Raw genomic sequence first — 21,354 nt, forward strand, 5'->3', positions numbered from 1 at the left:
CTCAGGCTAGTCGCACCTCGTAGTCAGCCGCCAGCTCCTGGAACTCGTCCCACTCCGGGAGCCGGTCGTCGTCGACCTCGCCGTGCGTCTCGAGGTAGCGGAGCAGGGCGTCGATTTCGTCTTCGAGGCCATACTTCGCCGCCTGCTCTCGGAGGTCCGCCTCGTCGACGTCGACGTGGCTGAGCAGGAGGAGACAGTACGAGCGGTAACGGCTGCCGTCGTCGATCAGTAGCGTGTGACAGCAGAGCTCCGCCGGCGAGACTGCGTCGAGCTCCTCGGAGTAGACGTAGTAGCGGTGGCCGGTGAGCAGGAACTGGAGGTCGAATGCCGCGAATCGAGCGAGGCCAGTTTCGTGGAACGCCGCCGCGTCGACCTCCGTCTCGGCCTGGGCGAGGAATTCGTCGTAGTCCTCCCAGAGAATGGTGCCCTTCGGGGCAACGGATTCGAGGCGGTGGCGATGCAGATGGTGTGCGAGTTCACGGGCGAACTCGTGGAGGCGGTCGAAATCGGCGTTGAATTCGTAGTGGCCGTCGTCCGTCCCGACGAGACCCCGGTCGCGAAACCGCTTGAGCACGCGGTTGACCGTGTTGCGGTAGTTGTCGCTCCGGTCGGCAATCTCGGAGACAGTTCGCGGCTGGTCGAGGTAGTACAGCACCTCGAGCGCCTTGCCGGTCAGCAGCTCGGAGAAGTCGATGTGGGAGTGCTGGCGGACGAGGTCCCGGTAGAGTTCGACGGCACGAGCATCCGACGGGACGACTCGTTTTCGCCGGCCATCGCGTTCCGTGTAGACGAGCCCCTTCTCGACGAGGTCGGCGACGGCACGAGAGAGGTAGCTCTCGCTGTGATCGAGCTTCGTCGCGAGTTCGGAGATCGTGTCGCCGCGGTCGACCGTGGCGAGGACCTCGAGTTCGATACGCCGGAGCACGGTGTAACATAGTACGAAACTTATATATAAAGAAGTTTCGAGTAGTGTTACAGCCAGCAATCGCGAGAACCGTCTCCATCGTCTTAACCAACAAAACTATGGGTTCATGGGCCGTGTTGGTTAACACGAGAGTAGCCGATGTCCTACGAACCCCCGACCCCACCGGCGAACCTCCCGACGGAGATCGTCAACACGCTCAATGAAGCCACACCGAAGCATCTTCGGGACGTTGCCAGCTACGCCGAGGCGTTGGCCAAACACAAAGAGCGGGAAGCTCGTCTCGAGGAGGAAGCGGACGACGCCGACGTCGAGGAGCGCCCCGATGACCTCCCAGACGACGTGCCGGCGAAGGCGACGATCACGATCAAGGAGATCAACGACAACCGCTACTACTACTGGCAGTGGCGGGAAGGCGATTCGGTGACGTCGAAGTACAAAGGGCCGGTGAATCCCGACGAGTAGACGAGATGGAACTGTAGCCTGATGTTCGTTTCAACGTGATTCGTAGCGTAGCAGATGACACCCCTCGGTGTGAATGGGATCGGTTTACCCGACACCCCTCGGTGTGAATGGGCTACCAACCGCCGATCTCTAACGAGACTTCACGCCGAGAGAAGACAGAGCAACACGCGGATAGATTACGCCTCGTTTACCCCCACACCCCTCAGTGTGAATGGTCCACCACCCAGGGTACCGCGATTAAGAAGTCCTTAACAGCAGAAGTCCCCACGCCGTAGGGAGGGTTCTCGCCTCAGTGGCGGACCTTCGGCTTCGGCACAAGGCCTCGCCCTTCAAGATATATCTACTCGAAGGACTGTTTAGACTGTAGTATAATAAAGATAACTACAGCTGCGGTGCGGTGCAGTAGCGGGTCGGGTCAGCTACCGTGGCAAAACGTGTAATCCGCTCTCCGTGCCGTACTAGGTTCTTCAGACGAACGAGCCTGCTTCCTCGAATCCCGTTCTATCCCTACAGCCGTCGTATCCTATGGGGGACCATTCACACCGAGGGGTGGGGGTGTCACCATCCCATCAACGTCTGGAGTTCCGGCGTCGAGTTGATCAGTCCAGTTCGTGTACTCTCAACGTCTCCTTGGAGCGAATACGACCTGAACTTCCCCTGATCTCCGCCTTCCTTCTTTTTCGATTCGAGAACTCCTGTCGTCACGTGCTTGTTCAGAAGCTCAAGCGCACGATTGTACCCTTTGGGCTCTACTTCGACATCCCGTGCTACTGTTTGGTAAATTTCGTGAATCTCTGACGTTCGGAACCATTCCTTCTCCGGATTATTCCGGTCAAGACGAGTGAGAGCAAACAGGAGTAGCTTCCCCGACAACGGAGTCCCTTTCACCATCTCCATAAAGAGCTCAACTTCAACGAGTTCGTCAGCTTCGAGAACGTGCTCCGCTGTCACAATGTCGTCGCCTTCTTCGTCAGCGATCTCGCCTGCATTCCGGAACAATCGGACTGCGCGTCGGGCGTCACCGTGTTCTTCAGCTGCGAGTTCAGCTGTTGTTGGAATCACCTCGTCATTGAGGACACCGTCATAAAATGCGTCTCGTCGATTTTCGAGGATTGCGATAAGCTGATCTTCTTCGTACGGTGTGAACGTTCGGTGTTCTGGCTGGAGAGTCGATTGAACCCGTGACTCGATTTCTCCTTTGAACTCGATGTCGTTCGAAATTCCGATTGTAATGACTGGGAAGTCAACGTCGTCTTTTGATTGTGCCCGTGAAAGCGTGTAGAGTACTTCGTTGACTTCTCCATGCTTGTCGATCTCATCGATAATGACGACGAGACCGCCAGAGAACTCCCTCTGAACAACGGGCCACAACTTCTGATCTCGATAATGTTCTGCTGAGAGGCCCTGATAGGGGACGTCAAGCGGGTTCTCTGCTTTCGCGTTCACCTGCTCTGCGATCTTTCGGAAGGTGGAGGTATACGTTGAGATGGGATCCGGATTAATGTATGCAGTAACAATCGGGGACTCCGTTCCTTCAGTTGCTGCCTCGAGTCGCTCACAGACGTGTCTGGCAACTAGTGTCTTCCCCGTCCCGGTTTCACCCCACTCCAGGACGTTATCCGGGACGCTATTTGTCCGCATTTTCCGGAGATTCTTCGCCAAGAACGTGATGTGACCGTCCCGACCGACGATCCGATTGGCGTCAGGAACGTTATCGATCTCGAGCAACCACGGTTTCTCAAAAATGTCCGATCCGTCTTCGCTATCTCCTTCATCGACGTTTAAGATCTCGTCGACGGTTGTTTGCGTGGAATCGTTGTTTGGCATGGATGGACCAATTCGCCCCATTCACATGTAGGTTATCCACCCTCGGTGTGATTGATTCCCCCATTCACACTCCGGGGGTCTAGCTGAAACGGAGCACCCCCCAGAGTGTGAATGGGATTGACCCCGACGCCAACCCGTGTTATTGCTCAATTCAGGTGATATGACCTTTGATCGAGGTTCCGTCGTCGACGACCCCGTACTCGATCCCCTGTCTGGAATGGACGGCGAGGTTCTAGCCGCAAGTCCGTTCGAGCGTCACCACGTTCTGTGTATTCTGTCTATAACCCTCGAGTGGTTTGGAGAGCTGGTATATCGTTTGGCAGCTGTTCGACCCGTACTGGTCTCAGTGAAGTCGCTCGATCGCGTACTGGAGATACGCGAGGCCGCGTTCGACGACTATCCCGAATGAGTGGAGGCTCAGTTGGTGGGTATCCCTTAGACTTTTTTGATGTATGCCCGATGTTTGAGAGGTATGGATGTTTCCGAGGAGCAAGTGGAGGCTATCGATGAATACGGGACTTGGTACGAGAAACTGAGCTCTGAGGCGGCAACGATTACAAATGGGGTAAGTGACGATGTCGATAAGCTGAAGAACAACGGTAATACTGAGCGTCTCTTAGCCGAAAATCATACTGGACGGGAACTCCTCGAACTCATCCAAAATGCCCGTGACGAGATCGTCGCCGCCAAGGATGAAGCCGATGACTCACTGGCGGGCGAGATCTACATCGGTGTCCACGACGAAGGACTTGTCGTAGCGAATACCGGGGACTCGTTCGATCTCCTGGATGAGGAGGTCGAACGGGCCGTCCGTATGGTTGGTGAGTCGAATAAGACCGACGATGACGAGGAACTAGAGCCGACGACGAACACCGTTGGCCACATCGGCGTCGGTCTCAAATCCATCCTCTCCATCGGCGACACGTTCGAGGTCTGGTCGAACGTCGACAAACTGGCCGAGCCGCTCCGCGTTAGATACAGTCGCTCCTATCTCTCTGCTGCTATCGCCCGCAACTGCGGCCGCTCGGTCGATTCCCAAGAGCTCAAATCAAATTTCCACGACTCCTTCCAGGGCGATAGCGAAACTGAACTTTTCCCTAAGCCGAACACAGTCGATGAACAGAACGTCCCAGATGTCGTTGGTGGCATTCCGTTATTTTGGTATCCCGTTGCGCTCGATCCGAGAACAGCCGACAGTGAGCTCGCCCGGCGCTGTCGAAGCCTCGTCTCCAATGGTGAATCTGATTTCGGAGTGTTCGACGACCCGCCCACAAAATCGTTTACAACGGCGCTATTCATCGAGTTTCGAGACGACCAGTGGCGTGATCTCCTCTCTGAGTTAGGGATTGAGCCCGAGAAGGACCTCGATGAGAAACCACGGGGGGACCGCCAATCGGTCTGGGAGACACTCTCGATAGACAGCGAACGATCGTCGTCACTCGATGTTGAGACGCTGATCCACTTCCAAGGAATTGACGACTTCTACATCGAAAATATCGGAGACGAGGGCGTAGAGGCGGCGGAACACTGGTCTATCCGCCGGGACGGGAGTGAATCGGTTCCCCACGAGATGCTAAACTATGAACGAGTCTTCGTAGAAGCCCAGATCGAAGGCGAATCTCCGACTTACCGGTGTTTCGACGAGTTCGAACACCAGAACGCTCCGGAAACGGACGTTAGTGTGCTCGTCGATCGGACGCCGGAGTTGCCCGTCCTCGCAGATACTGTGGAGATTCCGTTGTCGAGTAGCCCATCTCCAGACGACGAGCTTGAACGGCGAGTTGAGTATCCACTGCATCTATACTATCCAATTGATGCCACTAGCGAGGGGCGGTTCCCGTTTTGTCTCCATGGTCGCTTCCGGGTGGCGACGAACAGGCAGGATTTCAGTGACGACGAAAAGAATTGTCGGGTACTCGAGAGGGGAAGTGATCTCATCCGGTATGTTGGCGAGACAACAGCAGAACTGTCTCGGGACAGCCCATGGTGGGAGGTGTATCCTTGGCTATTGCTCCCACCGGACCCCCCAGAATCGGAGCCGACATCGGATCCCATCGATGCGCCGGAACTCCTGGCGTATTGTAAGGCCCGGATCTATGATGGACTCTCAGATTCGGCGTGTATCTCCACTGGAGTGTCCCCTGCCTTACCGGCGGATGTCTTCATCGGGACGTCGGATACGATCAGGAAAGGAGTCGAAGCGGCTGTTGCCATTCGAGCGAATCTCGAATCGCGTCACCAGTCAAATAACCATACAGGAGTGGGCTCAGAGACGAAAACTCTTCCAACGCGAACATCGTTGCAGGCGCTGACGCAGGCACTCGACAGCGTATCCGATTGGAACATACGGATTGGGGAACTGCTGGGTCATCCCGCACCGGAGTCAGAGTTCGAAGCGTGGGTAGACTGGCTCGCTGAGCATCTTGACTCAGAACGGTGGGGTGACGATGTCGTGACCGTCACTGCCTCGAATGCACAGCGGTTGTTCTATGGGACAATTCGTATCTTCGAGGACTATCGGGAGGAGACCGACAGGGGTATGAAGGCAATTCTGCGCAATGACGAGAACGAACAGCGCCTCGACGGCGTATACCTCCTCCCATGCCTGGCTGAAAGCGACGAAAATTCACAGCTCGTCGCCACAGAATCCCGTCGCAAAGGTGAGGGAGGTACGTGGGAGAGTGGCCGCCGATCCTCCCGGACAGTCATTTGGGATTACGAGACCGAATCTCGTGACTACAGTTTCCCGCCCGAGTACGGCGATTTCGACGTTTACTTTCTGAATCCAGAGTGCACCAACGGGGATACCCGTAACACGCTGGCAAACGCCGGTCAGGCTTGGGGCGTGCGGAAGGGTGATAGCCCCGCAGAACTGTACAAATCTCTCTTAGAACCGCTACCGGACAGGGAAGATGCACGTGTTGGAGAAGCAGAGATAGCCGGACTTGCCGATCTAGTGACCTGCTACAACGAGAACCGCGCGGAGACGCTGAACTCGGGCGAACTGGCCTTCCTCGATACTGACAATCTTTTCGAGAAAGTCCGAAGCAGTGGGCAAGACAGGCGTGACGAACGATTGCGGACGAAACTCCGTGGAATCGATCTCGAAATTGACGGCAAGAGCGAGTGCGTCGCCGACATCGCCCTCTCACCAACGTGGGCTGCAATACGAGAACAAGCGCGGGCTACGGACGCCAATACTGCCGAAGCCGACTCTGGACCTGACAGCTGTCCCACTCTATCGACGGACTGCTGGCTTCCTGAGCCCGATGCATTGGTGACTGGGGAGATAGACACCTTACTAGCTGATCAAGACGTGCCTGTCGGGAACGTCGCTAGAGTCCTTTCGTTGCTTGGTTCGAGTCGTCTACCCGGACTCCGATACGGTTGGTTGCTGGATCGCCGTCTCCACCCGGATCCCGACATGGATTATGATACGACCGGCGATACCGGCGAGAATCCCCACTGGTGGCCCACCGAATGGGAGCGAGAGAAGATTCCGACAGATGTCGGGCGGGAGCTTCATGAGACACTGGCCACCGCTCTCGAAGGGCGTGATGGGTACAAGGCCTGGATCACGAACGGCCGATACCAGACCAGTGCCGTGATCGATCACAACAAGACCTGTAACGTCGATCCGGTCTCCACGGCAGGCAGCAGCGGCTCGTACGTGGCCACATGGGTCTGGTTCACTGACGATGGACTTGAATGGATAGAATCTCATCCGGACGCAGTACTCGACGCGTTGCTAAACCACCCTGAAGCCTATCGATCGGGGCTTCTGCGGACGTACTGGTACTGTCAGGGCGGGAAGGGGTGTTCCCACCAGAAGGAACGCACGATTCCGACACTCGCTAACTGGCAGCTCCGAACCCTACCGATCTGGAGCGAGATCCTCAAGTTGTCGGACTCCGCGGACTCTGCAAACCGCGGCTGGGGAAGTGATACCCTAGACAGCGCCATCATCAGGGGGGCAGACCAAGCGCTAGGCTGGCGGCTCTTCCCGTACATCGATCCCGATAGCGATCGGGTTCCCGACGAAGCCTTGCTGGAAGATCTGGGCGTGAAACGATTAGGAGAATTGAACGCCTCGCAGGCAGCACAGAAACTCCAGCAAGTGCAGGAGGCGTTCGTCGACGAACCCACTGGACTCGGCGACGGAAGACCCACACAACTGGACATCCCGAATCAGAGATACTGGGATAGTGCTCGGACGAAACTCTTCGAACCGATTCTCGAATATGTCGACGAGCACTCTGACGCTGATTCCTGGGAGGATCTCGACCTCCCCATGCTCACTCATCTTCCGCTCCGTCGTGGAACGACGTGGTTCAGTGCTCCGATCAATTGGATTGTGGGCGACGACCGCGATGCCTTAGTCAAGTATCTCTCGTCCACCCCGACGCCATGGGAAAAACGGGCTTTAACTGATCCAGACAGTGACGTGTACTCGAAACGGGTATACGAACTCAGACGCCAAGAACACAGAGGATTCGACGAGTTCACGACAATCCTCGGTGTCGGGTTAGTCAAGGCACCGGATCCCACACTTGATGCGGCCCAGTTCAATACACGACAGTGCACCGCGGATGGACTCAATACATGTTTGCGGAATATCCGTCGTGAACTTCAGAACCGGCTTGATTTACTGATCGCGATTCAGGAACTCGAAACGCAGGACTCGATTGATGAGAGTCGGGCAGGACTCGAGATAGCAATCGAAAATCTTGCAGTCGTTGAGTCGCTCCCGGATGAGACGACCAACCCCCTCTCGAAAACGGGATCGGGAACGTACTACTTGCAGGAGGGAGGAGACAGCGAGGAGAATAAAGGGCTTGTACTGAATCTGGAGGGCATCGACGAAGTCTCCTCTGCTAGTGACTTGAGCGAGCTATCGTGGCCCGAGCTGAAACGATGTGGTATCGTCCCTGAACTGGGAATGGGATTCGCGCTCGTGACCGAGAATTACCGCGCACGTAACGACTTCGAGTCTATTCTTGACCTCACGGAGGACAAAGCGGACCTGATCAAACGACTCAAGAAGGACACCTTCCCCATCGAAGAAGTCCGGAGCCACTTAGAGAGGGCCTTGTTTAGATGCGTGATTTCACGGTCATGAGTGGCTGACGCTGAGTTCGATATTTCTCACGGCGCACTTCAGGACGAGTTCGCGGAACTGACCAAACCAGGTTCGCGCACGTACGATCTCGCCGTATTTGCGGCGCAGCGCGAAAAATATGGATTCGGCGTTCGAGCGTTGATGGTAGATCGTATCATCTTGCAAGAGATTGTTAGCGATGCCGTGCCAGCCAAATTCGCGGTGCTTGATCACCGGTTTGACGCCTTCAGCGCGCAATCTTTGGCGAAGGAGCCACCAGTCGTAGCCTTTGTCAGCGGTAAGAATGTTCAGTTTGTCGAGGTTGCGTTTGACCATTTGCCAGCCGATCTTGGAATCGTGCGGTTGTTTCATCGAGCAATGTATATCGAGGATCGCACCAGTTCTGCAGTCGCTCAGAAGCGTCGTTTTCACCGCCTCGAACGTGTAGTTCGTCCGTTTTGCGTAGTGTTGGCTGGCAGCTATCCGATCCATGCCGGTTGCGTCGATCGCCTGAACATCGCCGAGATCGTGCAACTCCGCCGACAACCGCAGTAAGACGCGCCAGATCCGTATTTCAAGATCTTGCTTGCGCGTACACACAGTCGTGAAATCAGGCAGATCAGCCACCGCTAGGTCGAGTTTGGCGACAATTCCACGCATCTCGTGAAGCACGTCCAGCAGCCGCCGATACGTGTGATCTAAGTACTCGCGGAGACCGTGGATCGCCACAATCACCCAGTCAGCGTATCCATTTTCACCCTCTTCGTACGCTGGATCCGGCTCGCCGACGACGGCTTTTTGAGCAAGCGAGACAACCCGATCAGTGAAGCGGGCGAGTTTGCTGGACACAAACTCCTCTTCCCGCTTCACTTCCTAGTAAGTTAGACATTTAGCCGCTCTTACTAGCGTCTAAACACGGCCCTTAGAGAGTGATTTCGAGCACTCGATCCGACAGCGGGTGCGAGCATCGAGTGATCTCGTCGAAAACATCGTGCCTGGTGATCCGTCACTCCCCGACCTCGAGACCACCGTTCAGGCATTAGAGAGCCGAGAGAGTGATGGACGAATCGTCGGAGGACTCGAAGCAGTGTTCAACATCAACGACTCCAATAGTGACCCCGAACCGATCGTTGAATACGTTCGGACTGTCCAGAGCCTGCCGGACCCCTATCGAAGACTAGTTGAGGGGCTCTACGTAGATACGTTGGACCGCGACTGGCGGACGCTTTTACAGCGCTTTGAGCGAGATCGAGTCGGACGCGTCATCGAATGGTGGGTCACCAACGAACGATTCCTCCCGGCGGATCTCACTGCCGATATCGATCGGACCAAAGCTCGACGGTTGGTCGAAGTCTCAAAGGTCAATAACGCCCTCTCTATTGCTTCTGCGGATCCGATCGACTGGAAGACGGAGGTAGATTCAGTCACTGCCAATGTCCAGTGGCAGGACGTGGTACCGGCCGAACTCCAAATTGATTCCAGCACTGATACCCGATGGCTAGAGCTCAGTTCGACGAGTTTCGAGGATAGACTATCGTTATGGCTGGATCGAATCCAGAATGAAGCCAGTAATGATGACCTCCCTGCGTTTCTGGAGGAGTACATCCGAACGGGGTCACTTCAAACAAAAACCGATCGTGAGTTCCGAGCAGATTCGATGAGTCGTGCCGGCGACGTGTCGAAAGACGCAGAGCGCGACTTCTCGATCCTTCAGACGTCGTCATCGTCTGGCGGATCTTCACGGAAGTCGTCGATTCAGGAGAAGGGCCAAAACGTGTCGGGGAGTGTGCATCAAGATAGCGGCGGCTATCCGACTAAGGGGCGTGGCGAAGACGCTGAAATCGCGACAGCGATAAAGATCCTCGACGATCTGACTGAGTGGATTAAACGTGACCCAGAAACGCACTACGACAGGTTCGTCGAGCACATATACAGTCTTTACGAGGAGCAAAGCGAACGCGACTACGCTTGGCACAAGAGCGATGTCTGGGAGGAACAGATTCTCGACCTGTTAGAGTCGAGCTTGACCGCTGACGATATCGAGGCACGGTTCTTGAGCTGGCGTACAGACCTCGAACAGGGCTCTCTTGACGATTCTTCCCTTTTTCGAATGCTCGATGTATCGCAGGAGGATGGACCCGGCTTCGATATGATCGATCCACTGGGCCCAACGCGACAGGACGGGACGGCTGACCGCGAGCTCACCTCCTCCCCGATCGAAGTCAAGGCTGTTGGGCGTGATCCCCCTTACAGTATACGGCTTACCACCAACGAGTACCAACAATGCCTGAAATTCGTTACGACACCCGGTCGGGATTATGTCCTCCGATTGGTCTACGTCCCTGAGTCGGACAACCGTGTAGCTAATGCGACGCTACAGCAGGATATTGTTCTAGAGTCAAAAGCCGACCTCCGGGAGTTGATCCCCCTACGCGAATTCGAACGAAACGTTCGACAGGGAACGATTAGCCTTGATATCGGATGATCTCACAGGCGTGAGTACCTGATAGCTGCCGGAATTAGCAGACTCTTTGACTGCTAAGAGTCAGCCCAAATCCGGTTTTGCAAAACCTCGGAAGGGTTGATAAACCACATCACCGTCGCTATCTGCTGTAGTCATCTGTGTCTTTCACAGCTGGATATCGGGGAGTCTTTTGAGGGCTTCGGTCAGGATGTATGCCTCAATCAGCTTTGTGGGCAACTTCATTGGGCCTTGTTTAGACGCCTAAATTCATGAGTTTGAAGCGCTAAGCGCGAGTTCAACGTTTCTGACAGCGCACTTGAGAACGAGTTCGCGGAATTGTCCGAACCAGGTTCTCGCGCGGACGATCTCGCCGTATTTTCGCCGGAGTGCGAAAAACGTTGCTTCGATATTCGAGCGTTGATGGTACGTCGTATCATCGAGCAGGACATTGTTTGCGACGCCATGCCAGCCAAATTCGCGGTGCTTTATCACCGGTTTAACGCCTTCAGAGCGGAGTTTATGGCGAAGTAACTCCCAGTCGTAGCCTTTGTCAGCGGTCAATATATCCAGTTTGTCTAGGTTTCGCGTCAGGAGCTGCCAGGCGATTTGTGTGTCGTGCGGTTGTGTCATCGAGCAATGTATATCTAGAATCGCACCAGTCGAACAGTCAATCAACGCGGTGGTTTTCACGGCTCTGAACGTGTAATTCGTGCGTTTGGCGTAGTGTTGGCTCGCTGCGATGCGATCCATGCCGGTTGCGTCGATCGCTTGAATCTTGCCGGTGTCGTGCAGCTCCGCCGACAGCCGAAGAAACGTCCGCCAGAGCGGCATTTTTAGCCGCTGCATGCGCGCACACACGGTGGTAAAATCGGGCAGCTGAGTCCTCTTCAGGCCGAGAATTCGACCGATCCGCGGCATTTCGTGCAGGACGTCCAGGAGGCGTCGGTACGGCAGATTAAGATACGTTTTGAGGGCGTGAATCGAGACGATCACCCAGTCGGCGTAGCCGCCGTTCCCGCGCTGTACGGCGGGTTTTGCGTTCCCAACGACGGCTTTTTGAGTGAGCGTTACAACTTGCTTCGTGAAGCGGGCTAGTTTCGTTGGCACAACCGAACCTACCCGCTTCACTTCCTAGTAAGTTAGACATGTAGCGTGAGCTACTAGGAACATGATATTAGCTCAGTAGTCGGTGAACACCGCGATTTCGAGCGTCTAAACAAGGCCTGATTATCCAAAGTTTGACGAAGACTTCCCAATCAGAATCATTTTCTAGTAATGCAATTGCATAACTCATCATCTGCGGGCGATGGTGTTCGGCCAATTCCTCAGTCGGCCGGGTTCCTAATCGTGTCGATCACGATGGACAGTGCCTGCTTGGTCCCTCAAATCAGAAGCTCGTGAGGTCCGCGGCTACACCTCCAACTAAAAGGGAATTCGATTCGAGAGTTCACGACTCCTCCCTCCGTGTTGTCAACCTAGAGTCCGGGAGAGAAAAGCGAAAAATCGCTCAGCGTTTTCTCGACCGAATTCACCAACATCTGTAGTATTCACCCCTGTCGGTAGCTCCAACATTGCTAAACTATACCCGTTCTTCACGGAGTAGTCATTCTCGACAGCACCATCGTTGTCTGGATAGACCAGCACACCTGGCGCATCATAGGCTGTCTGGTACGCTACGACCTGATAGACATCGTTATTCTTGACTTTGGTCTTCCACTTGGCGTCCCCGACCAATACTGGCTCACCGTGGCGTTTGACTACGAAATCAGGTCGCATACGAATCGACGGATTTCCCCTGAGTAGATTGTCGGTTCGAGCCTGCCCTTCTACGCTCCAGCCATCTCGTCCGTCCACGGTTTCGCGTGCTGTTCTCTCGACTACCTTTTCGAACACGTCGTTCATTCCGATCAACAGGGAGTACGATGCACCCTCACCGGCGACGATGTCTTCGATGTAGATGTGTTTCAGCACGAGGCGAGACAAGGCCAGAACCTTCTCATAGTAATCAGTAAGGCGAGTCAGTTCGATCCGTTCGGCTTCCTCGATCGAAACTTCGCGGAGCGTCACTCGTCGTCTGAGCCGCGATTGGTATTCGCGTAGTTCGCCAGCGATCTCGGTGCTATCCACCAGCGACGACAGCGTGTTCGCAACACAGAGAATCGTCTGGTTTAGCGTGGTATCGTAGGTGAATTCATCGTAATCGCACTCGAAATCCGTCTTACCGGGACCGCCTGCGAGCTGTCTCTGAACGTTCAATCTGCCCCGGAGATACTCTTCTGTTCCTTCTACATCGACGTACTCTCTCCTAAGGCCCTGAGACAGAACTGCTTCCAGTTCTTCGAGAAACAGGGCTGCTACCGTGTCCACAAAATTCGTCCCGCTTTCGAGTTCCGTTTCGTGTGAGAGGTAGGTTGGTTCTGTCCCGTTTGCGTATCGTAGCAGCGTGACTAGGTTCGGCTCCCCGATTTTCGGTTGTATCTCAATAGTGGGTCCATCGGGGAGGGCAACGACTCCGACTCGATGATCCGTGTGCAGTACGACCTGTTTGCCTCGTCTGTACTCCACTCGTAACCCGTCGACCTGTGATTCGATCATCTCGATATCGTCATCGGACAGGTTGATTGGGTCTGATTCGTCGTACTCGGACAGTTCTATCAGGTCAGCCGTTGTCACTCCACTTCACCATCCTCGCCAACGAGTTCAGAAAGCGCAGCACGGAGAGCGTCGGAATCGAAATCGGCGATCCGCTGTTCCTTCCAGTTGAATAGGCTCTCACCCCCGCCATCGAATATGTGTTCTTTGAGCCGCTCCATGTCTCCAAAGTAGTACTCATCGAGCAAAGGGAGTATCTCGTTCTTCCAGGATTCTACGAGACGCTCGTCCGTGGTCCCACCGATGAGGTAGGAGTGACCAACCTGTTTGCCTTTCCCGAGGTTCCCACTGTCCCGAATACGTTCGTTGATAGCACTGAGTGCGAGAATGGAGAGAGCACCGAGGTCCTCTCCCTCTTCGACTGACGCCTTGGTTTTGACATCCTGTTCACCATCGAAGCCAAGCTCGTCGTAGAGAACTTCGTAGTTCGGCGGGAAGTGTCGAAATCGGAATCGCCGACGTATCGCGGCATCGACGAGGGCGATTGACCGATCGGCCGTGTTCATCGTCCCGATGATGTAGAGGTTCGGGGGCACTACGAGCCGGTCCTCTGAATGTGGCAGCTCATCTCTCATCTCGTTCGGCTCGCCGAGTCGCTTGTCGTTCTCGATGAGGGTGATCGTCTCACCGAAGATCTTCGGAATGTTTCCCCGGTTCACTTCGTCGATGATAAGGATGTATCTGGGGGCATCTGCTTTCGAGTCGGCGTCTTCGTAGGCCTCGACGGCGTCCTCAGCCATCTCCTTGAACACGCCAGCCTCGGGTTCGTATACGAGGTCGCCGTCACGGGTCTTCGCCGTTATCCCCTCGATGAAGTCTTCATACGAAAACGTCGGATGGAACGTTACCATCCGAAGGCGGTCTTCGACAGCGTCGTCGAAGTGGTCTTGCTCGTCCAGCCCCCTGTCTATCCACCACTTGGCGAAGTTGAGCGCTCCATAGGTCTTCCCGGTTCCTGGCGGGCCGTGGAAAACGATCTGTTTCTTGCGCTGAAGATGTTTTTCGACGGTCTCGAACCACGGTAACTCGTCGTACTCGGCGGAGTCCGGTTCTTCGATCAGTTCTTCGTTCCACCTCCAGAACGTGTCCAACCGTTCTCTGTACGCTTCGACCACGCTCTGGATCGATATTTCGTCTTCAGACTCGAACGACTCGTCATCGTATTCCTTTCGAGGGACGTCGCTCCCGTTATCGATCCCGTATTCAATCTCGTTGGGATAGAAATAGATGTACAGTTGATATGCCGATTTGTGATCTCCGAGAACGCTCGGATACAGAACAGCCCACGAGCGAGTACTCGGGATGTTGGTTGCGCCCTGGTAGGTGACGTAGTGAGTAGACAGTTGGTCAGCGTCTATTTCGTTTCGTAGATAATCGAGCAAATCCTCGATATACGCCTCTACACGGTCTTTGGCATAGTTGTAGTAAATCTGAGCGAGGATCTTGTAGTCGTCCCACGAGTTCATGATGTTCTTCTCGTGGTTTGCGTTCTCTCGTGAGGCGATTTCGTCGATATCTACGGATTCACCGTCAAGGATGGCATCGAGCACATCGTACCGGATTTTGGCTATTTTCTGGCGTCCTTCGTACGCCTCAAGCTGTTCTCTGAGAAATGCCTGTGGTAGCGTGCGAATTTCGTCGAGGAACACAGAGGTTTCGTCCTCGAATTCCTCTAACCGGCTAGTGTGTCTGAAGAGGTATCTGAGAATGAAGTTGTATCTACATTCCGCCGAGTGCGTTACAGTACCTACGAACTCTTGAGCGTCTTGGAGCGTGGCGTCAGCGAGTTTCTCGCTCAAAACGTCCGTCTGGATTGTTGAACAGTAGTCCCGATAGAGCTCGTATCTTTTCCCGACAGAGAGATCGCCGAGATCGGGACTGTGCAACCCAGTGAAGTAACGAATGAGCGTCTCAAAGCCTTCCTCGTCGTATAGTACATATCGGTCAGGGTTGGAAGTCGTCAAGAGAGCACTAATGACCGTGAGATCTATATCTTGATTCGTCCTGAATCGCTCGATGCGATCTTCGAGTGAACTCTCATCTTCGAATAGCGCTACCAGGTCCTCGACGAAATTTCCAGCGTCGTCAGCTACCTTCGCTTCCAGGTCGTCGAAGTCTTCCTCGGACAGAATTGGGTGATCATCTCCCGTTGCTTCTCTCAGTTCCGACGTATATTCCGATACCGTGTCCGCAGTCAGGTCCCGTTGATTGAGCCACGAATGGCCGCTATTCAGAACCTCTCGGGTCCAATTTCTCTGGTCCTCATCAGTCGATTTGAAATCGAGGTACGTATCGACAGCCGCGTGGAGGGCCCCTTCGTCGAGATTGAATTCCCCTACTGAAACCAGATCAACCATACCTCCGGTATTGACAGAACGGACAAAATAACCTTGTCCCGATGCGTGAGATGGATCGAGGTACTCGAGTCAGCCGCTCACAAAGTCCACTCCGCTACAGCTCTAACTAAAAGGAAGCCTCTCAGATTCGTACGGCAATCTCCCAAACCGGCAAGGCCTCAGTACCTCTGACTCGTAGCTCACAGTATGCCCTACTGCCCGAATTGTGGGAGCCAAATCAAGGCGGTTCACCACTACTGCGGATCCTGTGGCCAAGTACTGTCTGAGATTGCAGAGTCGGAGAGCGATCCACCAATGGCGGTCGATAGAGATGGATTTCTGTCACTGCGTTCGCTCTCGTACGTCAATGAGCTACTAGGCGGTGAACAGGAACTTGACCGAGATTCTGTCTCCTATACCCAACTCTCTCGAGAGGTGAGCGCCGCGTTTGCGGATTTCGCTCGTCTGGCAATGGTCAACGACCTCGATCTTCTTCAGCTCTGGGCGACGGGGTCAAACACGAATGCATTGAGTAAATCGGTTGATGATATGAACAACAACCAGTTCCAAGAATGGCTTGCTGCGATTGGGCTAGGGCGAACTCTTCGGATGTACGATGACGCACTACATACGGAGTTCGAGGACGAGTTCGACGACAGACTGCAGAAACTGATCGAGGTTGCGAATGAAGAACTCGACGACGGAGAGCTATCGGAGTAGTTCTACACTGCACGAGCGAGATAGTCTGTTGAGACCTGGGTGGTTACCTACTACGATTCCCTTGCTGAAGTAGTATACTCAGCACGAAGATAGCTTTTTGAGGATCTTGTTCAAAAGTTAGTAGACGTGTATGGCGGACGCACCGGATGCTGAACGGCAGGCAGCCGAGCCCGATGCAGGAGAGGTCCTCAGCGTATCACAGCTGAACGACCGGATTGCGTCGGTCGTCCAGGACACGCCTGCCCTCAATGGCGTCCGCTGTATTGGCGAGGTCACGGATCTCCATCAGAACAGTACCGCCCTCTATTTCACTCTCACCGACGGCGACGCCGAGCTTCCCTGTATGCTCTGGGCGAACCGCTATCAGAAGATGGACGCTGACCTCGAGGACGGGACGGAGGTCATCCTCGAAGGCGATATCGACTACTGGACAGAGGGCGGGAAAATCGACCTCAAACCGTGGGAAGTGATCGTCGGCGGCGACGGCGACCAAGCGGCTGCCGTCGAGCGACTGCGAAGCGAACTCGAAGAACGTGGTTGGTTCGACGACGAGCAGAAACAGCGCCCGCCGGCGTTCCCAGAGCGGGTTGGGGTCGTAACCTCCCTCCGTGGCGATGCCCGCTATGACATCCAGAACGCGATCCATGAACAGGACCCTACCGTCGACATCCTGGTGAAGGACGCCACCGTCCAGGGGTCGGAAGCGCCCACATCCATCGCGAACGGTATCCACCATCTCGACCGCTCCGAAGAGGTCGACTCAATCATCGTCGGCCGTGGCGGCGGGAGTGATTCGAACCTCCAGGCGTTCAACACCGAGCGGGTCGCGGAAGCTATCTTCACCGCAAACACCCCGATCGTCACGGCGATCGGGCATACTGACGACCGGTTAATCGCCGATCAGGTCGCGGATGTGGCAACGATCACGCCGACGGCCGCCGGCGAGTATATCGTGAATTCCCGCGAGGAGTTCTTGGCGGGCGAAGTCAAGCCGCTGGCACAGCAACTCGACGCTGCGTACGAGACCTTTCAGCAGGAGCACGAACACGAACAGGAACTCGCCGAAGCAGTCGACGAGGCGGCCGTACCCGAGGGGCTCCCGCCGGTCTACTACAAGGCCACAATCGTTGTGCTGCTGTTGCTGTTGTTGGCCATCACTGGGCTTTGGTTGGGGGTGATCTAAGCGTGGCAAACGACCAAGAGATCCACGACCGGCTGGCCCGTGTCGAAGAAATCATTGAGCAGCTCGATGCGGACGAGTGTGACCTCGATGAAGGGATAAGGCTCCACGAGGATGGTCAGGAACTCTTGGTCGAGGTGCGAGAAATCCTCGACAACGGGCGTGGAGAGGTTATGGAACTCGAGTAGAGCGCCATCCTAATCTTAACCAACAGACGGCGGTATTTAGCCCCATTGTTGGTTAACTGTACCCTTACGAGGTGAACGAGCTCTCCGGTTATAATTTACTTTAGATTTTTGCGCCAGTTGGTGGCCAGAAAGCATATACCGATCTTCTAGCTATCGCACCACCATGGACCGGGGCTCAACCGGTGCATACCCACCCCGCACATATGATCACACGGGCAGTCACCATCGAAGACATCGATGATCTGTACCTGACGTGGAACAGCCATATCAACGGTTCCGCCCTCTATCGCCGCGCCCTCCGAGATGAGATGGAGCTTCGCGACGTCGACCCCGACGAGCTTCGAGATCTCTTCGAACGGGCCCGCGAACAGGGCTACACGAAAGACGAGATCGTCGACGAGACCAACCGCTACGCTGATCTGAAAGCACTCGTCGACGACGCAGAGGAATAACTCGCTATGTCACAGGACAATACGCCCTCCGAGACGGCCCCGAATCGCGCCGACAGCCAGTCCACGGCGGCAAGTAGGCTTCCCAGGCAAGCTGTGTTCATCGTCGTCGTCCTGAGCCTGTTCGCTGTGGAACCCGCCGCCGCACAGACGAATGCCGTCTGTAGTGCGGACAACCTTCCCAGCATGATCGAGGGCTTCTTCCAGCTTACCACGGCGCTGGGCATTGTCGGCCTCGCAGTCGTGTGGCAGGCTGACTCCCTCATCGAGATGTTCACGATCACGCCCGAGCAGAAGAAGGGTCTCAAGCGTCACAAGCGGTCGGCGATGAAGTCTACGGTCGTTCTCGTCGCCCTTGGACCACTCTACACCGTTGCCGGATCGATGATGAACCTCCCGCTGGCGCAGTGCGTCGATCTCGCCCCTTGGTAGGCGACTACCGCCCCCGTCGCGAGCCCCCATGACACAACGAGAGCTCTCCGTGCTTATGGCCGCCCTGTTCGTGACGAGCCTAGTCACGGGTCTCGTTACTGCAAGCCCGCCACGGCCAGGCACGGAGGGGAATGGGCTCACAGAGAACGAATCAGCGACGCTGTGGTCTCGCGACGCGGACAGCTACATCAGCCAAGAGGAGTACCAGCAGCGCTACGGCGAGAGCCGGACCGCGATGCACCAGCTCGCAAACGGGACGGACATCACGTTCACGCGCCCGCCGGCGACAGCTGCAACGTGGACGCGAAACGACTTCGCTGATCTCGAAGCCGGTGGGTCGGATACGTCCGTGTATCCGCGTCACGCGTCGCTCGAAGACGGGGTATTCATCGAGGACGCCCACGCCACAGTGTTCGCAGTGCAGCCGTCGACGCGAGGTCACTTGGAGTCGGGTGACACGCCGCTCTATATCGCGCCGAACGGCACGATGCGGGGGTTCGTCGACTATCGCGTTCGCGTCCCGAACGGGAGCTCTTCGGGGAACACGACGATCGAGTGGTCGCTCGCGAGCAACGAGGTTGAGGAGGTTCGATTGCAGAAGGACGGCGAAACCATCGTCGAGCGCGACGGCTCGCACACGCCGGCCCTCGACTACCAGATCGAGGATGACTGGAGTGCAAACCTCACGCTTGAAGCCGAGATCAGCGTCCGGTTGAAGAAGACCACGCGAATCGACCGAGGCGACGAGACTGATGTCGAGGTCACGTACCGAACCGAATCGCTCAACGTCTCGGATTCGATCGCCGTCGAGATCTACGACCTCTCGGCGTACCCCTACTACGCCGAGTATCCCAATGGTGACGCCGGTGTGGCCATTTTCCAGTCCAGACCGTGGCAGGGGTACACGCTGACGGAGAATGGAAGCGCACGAGTGCGTGGCGTCTGGCGGTTCTACACCGCTCGGAACACCAACTGGGATACACTCGTCAGGTCGAACCGAACCGACAGCGCCACCGTCGAGTCGGATGCGATTCCGGTCTATATTCACGCGTACCCGTCGCGAATCGGCCCGCGTGCTGAACCAGTTCGCGATGGCCCAGAGATTATCGACACCTGGGGCACTGACCGACCGTCTCCGGACGGAACGCTCGGTGAGAACATCAACATCGACATCGTCAACCAGTCGTACACGACGACGTACGGTGTTGCGGTTCGCGCGGAGAACGTCGACCGCGACGCGCTCCAGGTGGCGGGGATCGTACGGGGCGTGAACGCCTCGATTGTGGCACCTGACGCTAGCTCAGAGCGGCAGCTCCGGCGCAGTAATCTGACGGTTGAGGTGCTCCAGCAGAACAAAAGTCAGGCCACACTCCGCATCGAACTCCGAGACAACGAGACCGGCGCACCGATCGTGCTCAGCGATCCCGACCGACGATATCCAATTGGCGGGAACACTCGCAACGGGTACATCACCATCGCGGAGCAACGCGTCGAGACCAACGCCTCCGGGGTGGCGATTGTGACGATCGACGAGCCGGGTATCTACACAGCACGGTACCATCCGGGTTCGTGGCTCGGGCACAACCCCGCATATGTGAGCGACACGGCGACCGCTCGCTGGCATTCGCTCGGAACCATCGACGGCTGGTTTGCGTTCCTTTTCGAGGTGGGCTGGCAGCTCATCCCGTTCGTCGTAATGTTCTACGCGGGACGCCGGGTCCTGCGGATGCTCGGTCCGGACGACATCTTCGACAGCAAACCATGACTCACCACAGCTCACTCAGCAGACGTACCGCCCTCCGAACAGTTGCCGGCGCCGCGCTTGCTGGCGTTGCCGGTTGTCTCGACAACGGTGGGAACACCGAAACGCCCAATAGTGGTAATGGCTCTCCAGACGGTCAAAATACGCTCAAGCGCGTTGCCGCCGATGGAACAACTCTCGTCGTCGAACTCACTGCGGAAGCTGATGTCGATCAGATCAATCTCATTCAACCGGACGGGGAACTGTTCGGACAGCGCGAAGTCGCCACAGGCTCCCAGCAGGTTTCGTTCGAAATTGGGACCGCTTACGCACCCGGTGAGTACCGCGTACTCGCGTTGAAGGGCGATGAGACTGTCGTCGAAACCTCACTTCCCATCCAGCCGGATCTTGGAATTGTGGAGATGGGAATCGGAAGAAACCAGCCCGATAAGATGTGGGACGGGCCAAGCGACGAAATAGCTGAAGAAGCATTTGTGACGGTTGAGAATCAGGGCAGTGGTCCGGAGGCGATAACGAAACTACTCTTCGTTGGGGACGTACCGTATCCCTCAGACGAAGAAGGTACGAACTATGCTGCCAACGAGGACGTGAGTGGGATATACGATGCGGATGCGGATACGGAGGTTGACGAAGTTGTCATAACCGCTGGCGAGAAAATCACGATCTACAGCTCTCGGTCGCCGTTCGCCTTCGTTCCGGGCGGGGGGACATCCTGCACGGACGAACAACAGAGCGGGGAGTTCGATCTCATCCTCGAAACCCAGGTTGGAGCAAATCAAGTTTCGAAAACGTACACTATCCAGTATTCGGCTTCAACAGAGTCTGACAACTGTGATATCACCATTAATGAGGCATAGCC

At 55.8% G+C, this 21,354-nt stretch carries 17 protein-coding genes; 11 read left to right on the top strand and 6 right to left on the bottom strand.

Annotated features, from left to right (window positions below):
• Window position 1 precedes the first annotated feature (1 nt).
• The gene (locus P0Y33_RS17545; protein WP_279530324.1) at window positions 2-925 is read right to left on the bottom strand and encodes a helix-turn-helix transcriptional regulator; all 924 of its coding nucleotides are present in this window, start codon (window positions 923-925) and stop codon (window positions 2-4) included.
• Window positions 926-1,063: 138 nt separating this feature from the next.
• Between P0Y33_RS17545 and P0Y33_RS17550 the strand changes: the two genes are divergently transcribed.
• Window positions 1,064-1,387 carry a hypothetical protein gene (locus tag P0Y33_RS17550; protein WP_279530325.1) on the top strand — a complete coding sequence of 108 codons (324 nt, stop codon included), beginning with the start codon at window positions 1,064-1,066 and terminating at the stop codon, window positions 1,385-1,387.
• A 558-nt stretch (window positions 1,388-1,945) separates the two neighbouring features.
• On the opposite strand, the gene P0Y33_RS17555 is transcribed toward P0Y33_RS17550, so the two are convergent.
• Entirely contained in the window at window positions 1,946-3,214 is a 1,269-nt protein-coding gene (locus P0Y33_RS17555) for an orc1/cdc6 family replication initiation protein (RefSeq protein WP_279530326.1), read from the bottom strand.
• A 160-nt stretch (window positions 3,215-3,374) separates the two neighbouring features.
• Here P0Y33_RS17555 and P0Y33_RS17560 point away from each other — a divergent pair, with 160 nt between their 5' ends.
• Complete coding sequence (locus tag P0Y33_RS17560; protein WP_279530327.1) at window positions 3,375-3,623, top strand: hypothetical protein; 249 nt, start codon at window positions 3,375-3,377, stop codon at window positions 3,621-3,623.
• 63 nt (window positions 3,624-3,686) lie between these two features.
• Window positions 3,687-8,333, top strand: a complete 4,647-nt coding sequence (locus P0Y33_RS17565) for a hypothetical protein (protein WP_279530328.1) — start codon at window positions 3,687-3,689, stop codon at window positions 8,331-8,333.
• Here the strand turns inward: P0Y33_RS17565 and P0Y33_RS17570 are convergent.
• Window positions 8,328-9,182: an IS5 family transposase gene (locus P0Y33_RS17570; RefSeq protein WP_279530329.1), complete on the bottom strand. Its 855-nt coding sequence runs from the start codon at window positions 9,180-9,182 to the stop codon at window positions 8,328-8,330. The genes P0Y33_RS17565 and P0Y33_RS17570 overlap by 6 nt on opposite strands.
• Window positions 9,183-9,399: 217 nt before the next feature.
• On the opposite strand from P0Y33_RS17570, the gene P0Y33_RS17575 reads away from it, so the two are divergent.
• Complete coding sequence (locus P0Y33_RS17575) at window positions 9,400-10,797, top strand: hypothetical protein (protein ID WP_279530330.1); 1,398 nt, start codon at window positions 9,400-9,402, stop codon at window positions 10,795-10,797.
• A gap of 246 nt (window positions 10,798-11,043) precedes the next feature.
• On the opposite strand, the gene P0Y33_RS17580 is transcribed toward P0Y33_RS17575, so the two are convergent.
• The 3 genes from P0Y33_RS17580 to P0Y33_RS17590 form a co-directional block, all read right to left on the bottom strand.
• Window positions 11,044-11,883 (bottom strand): IS5 family transposase, encoded by an 840-nt coding sequence (locus P0Y33_RS17580; RefSeq protein WP_279530331.1) that lies wholly within the window; start codon window positions 11,881-11,883, stop codon window positions 11,044-11,046.
• A gap of 363 nt (window positions 11,884-12,246) precedes the next feature.
• Complete coding sequence (locus P0Y33_RS17585) at window positions 12,247-13,449, bottom strand: McrC family protein (RefSeq protein ID WP_279530332.1); 1,203 nt, start codon at window positions 13,447-13,449, stop codon at window positions 12,247-12,249.
• A complete protein-coding gene (locus tag P0Y33_RS17590; protein WP_279530333.1) occupies window positions 13,446-15,785 on the bottom strand; it encodes an McrB family protein in 2,340 nt (779 codons plus the stop codon). The genes P0Y33_RS17585 and P0Y33_RS17590 overlap by 4 nt, the downstream gene beginning before the upstream one ends.
• A 186-nt stretch (window positions 15,786-15,971) precedes the next feature.
• On the opposite strand from P0Y33_RS17590, the gene P0Y33_RS17595 reads away from it, so the two are divergent.
• The 7 genes from P0Y33_RS17595 to P0Y33_RS17625 all read left to right on the top strand — a co-directional run bounded on the left by P0Y33_RS17595 (window position 15,972) and on the right by P0Y33_RS17625 (window position 21,352).
• Window positions 15,972-16,484, top strand: a complete 513-nt coding sequence (locus tag P0Y33_RS17595) for a zinc ribbon domain-containing protein (RefSeq protein WP_279530334.1) — start codon at window positions 15,972-15,974, stop codon at window positions 16,482-16,484.
• A gap of 130 nt (window positions 16,485-16,614) precedes the next feature.
• On the top strand, window positions 16,615-17,667 hold the full coding sequence (gene xseA, locus P0Y33_RS17600) for an exodeoxyribonuclease VII large subunit (RefSeq protein ID WP_279530335.1): 1,053 nt from the start codon (window positions 16,615-16,617) through the stop codon (window positions 17,665-17,667).
• A 2-nt stretch (window positions 17,668-17,669) separates the two neighbouring features.
• Entirely contained in the window at window positions 17,670-17,852 is a 183-nt protein-coding gene (xseB, locus tag P0Y33_RS17605; RefSeq protein WP_279530336.1) for an exodeoxyribonuclease VII small subunit, read from the top strand.
• Between the two features lie 203 nt (window positions 17,853-18,055).
• Window positions 18,056-18,304 (top strand): hypothetical protein, encoded by a 249-nt coding sequence (locus P0Y33_RS17610; RefSeq protein WP_049987855.1) that lies wholly within the window; start codon window positions 18,056-18,058, stop codon window positions 18,302-18,304.
• 6 nt (window positions 18,305-18,310) lie between these two features.
• The gene (locus tag P0Y33_RS17615; RefSeq protein WP_279530337.1) at window positions 18,311-18,733 is read left to right on the top strand and encodes a hypothetical protein; all 423 of its coding nucleotides are present in this window, start codon (window positions 18,311-18,313) and stop codon (window positions 18,731-18,733) included.
• A 28-nt stretch (window positions 18,734-18,761) separates the two neighbouring features.
• A complete protein-coding gene (locus P0Y33_RS17620; protein WP_279530338.1) occupies window positions 18,762-20,498 on the top strand; it encodes a hypothetical protein in 1,737 nt (578 codons plus the stop codon).
• Entirely contained in the window at window positions 20,495-21,352 is an 858-nt protein-coding gene (locus P0Y33_RS17625; RefSeq protein WP_279530339.1) for a hypothetical protein, read from the top strand. Before P0Y33_RS17620 ends, P0Y33_RS17625 begins: the two co-directional genes overlap by 4 nt.
• The last annotated feature ends 2 nt before the right edge of the window (window positions 21,353-21,354 follow it).

The sequence above is a fragment of the Halospeciosus flavus genome, assembly GCF_029814175.1.
In the GTDB taxonomy this organism is placed as follows: domain Archaea; phylum Halobacteriota; class Halobacteria; order Halobacteriales; family Halobacteriaceae; genus Halospeciosus; species Halospeciosus flavus.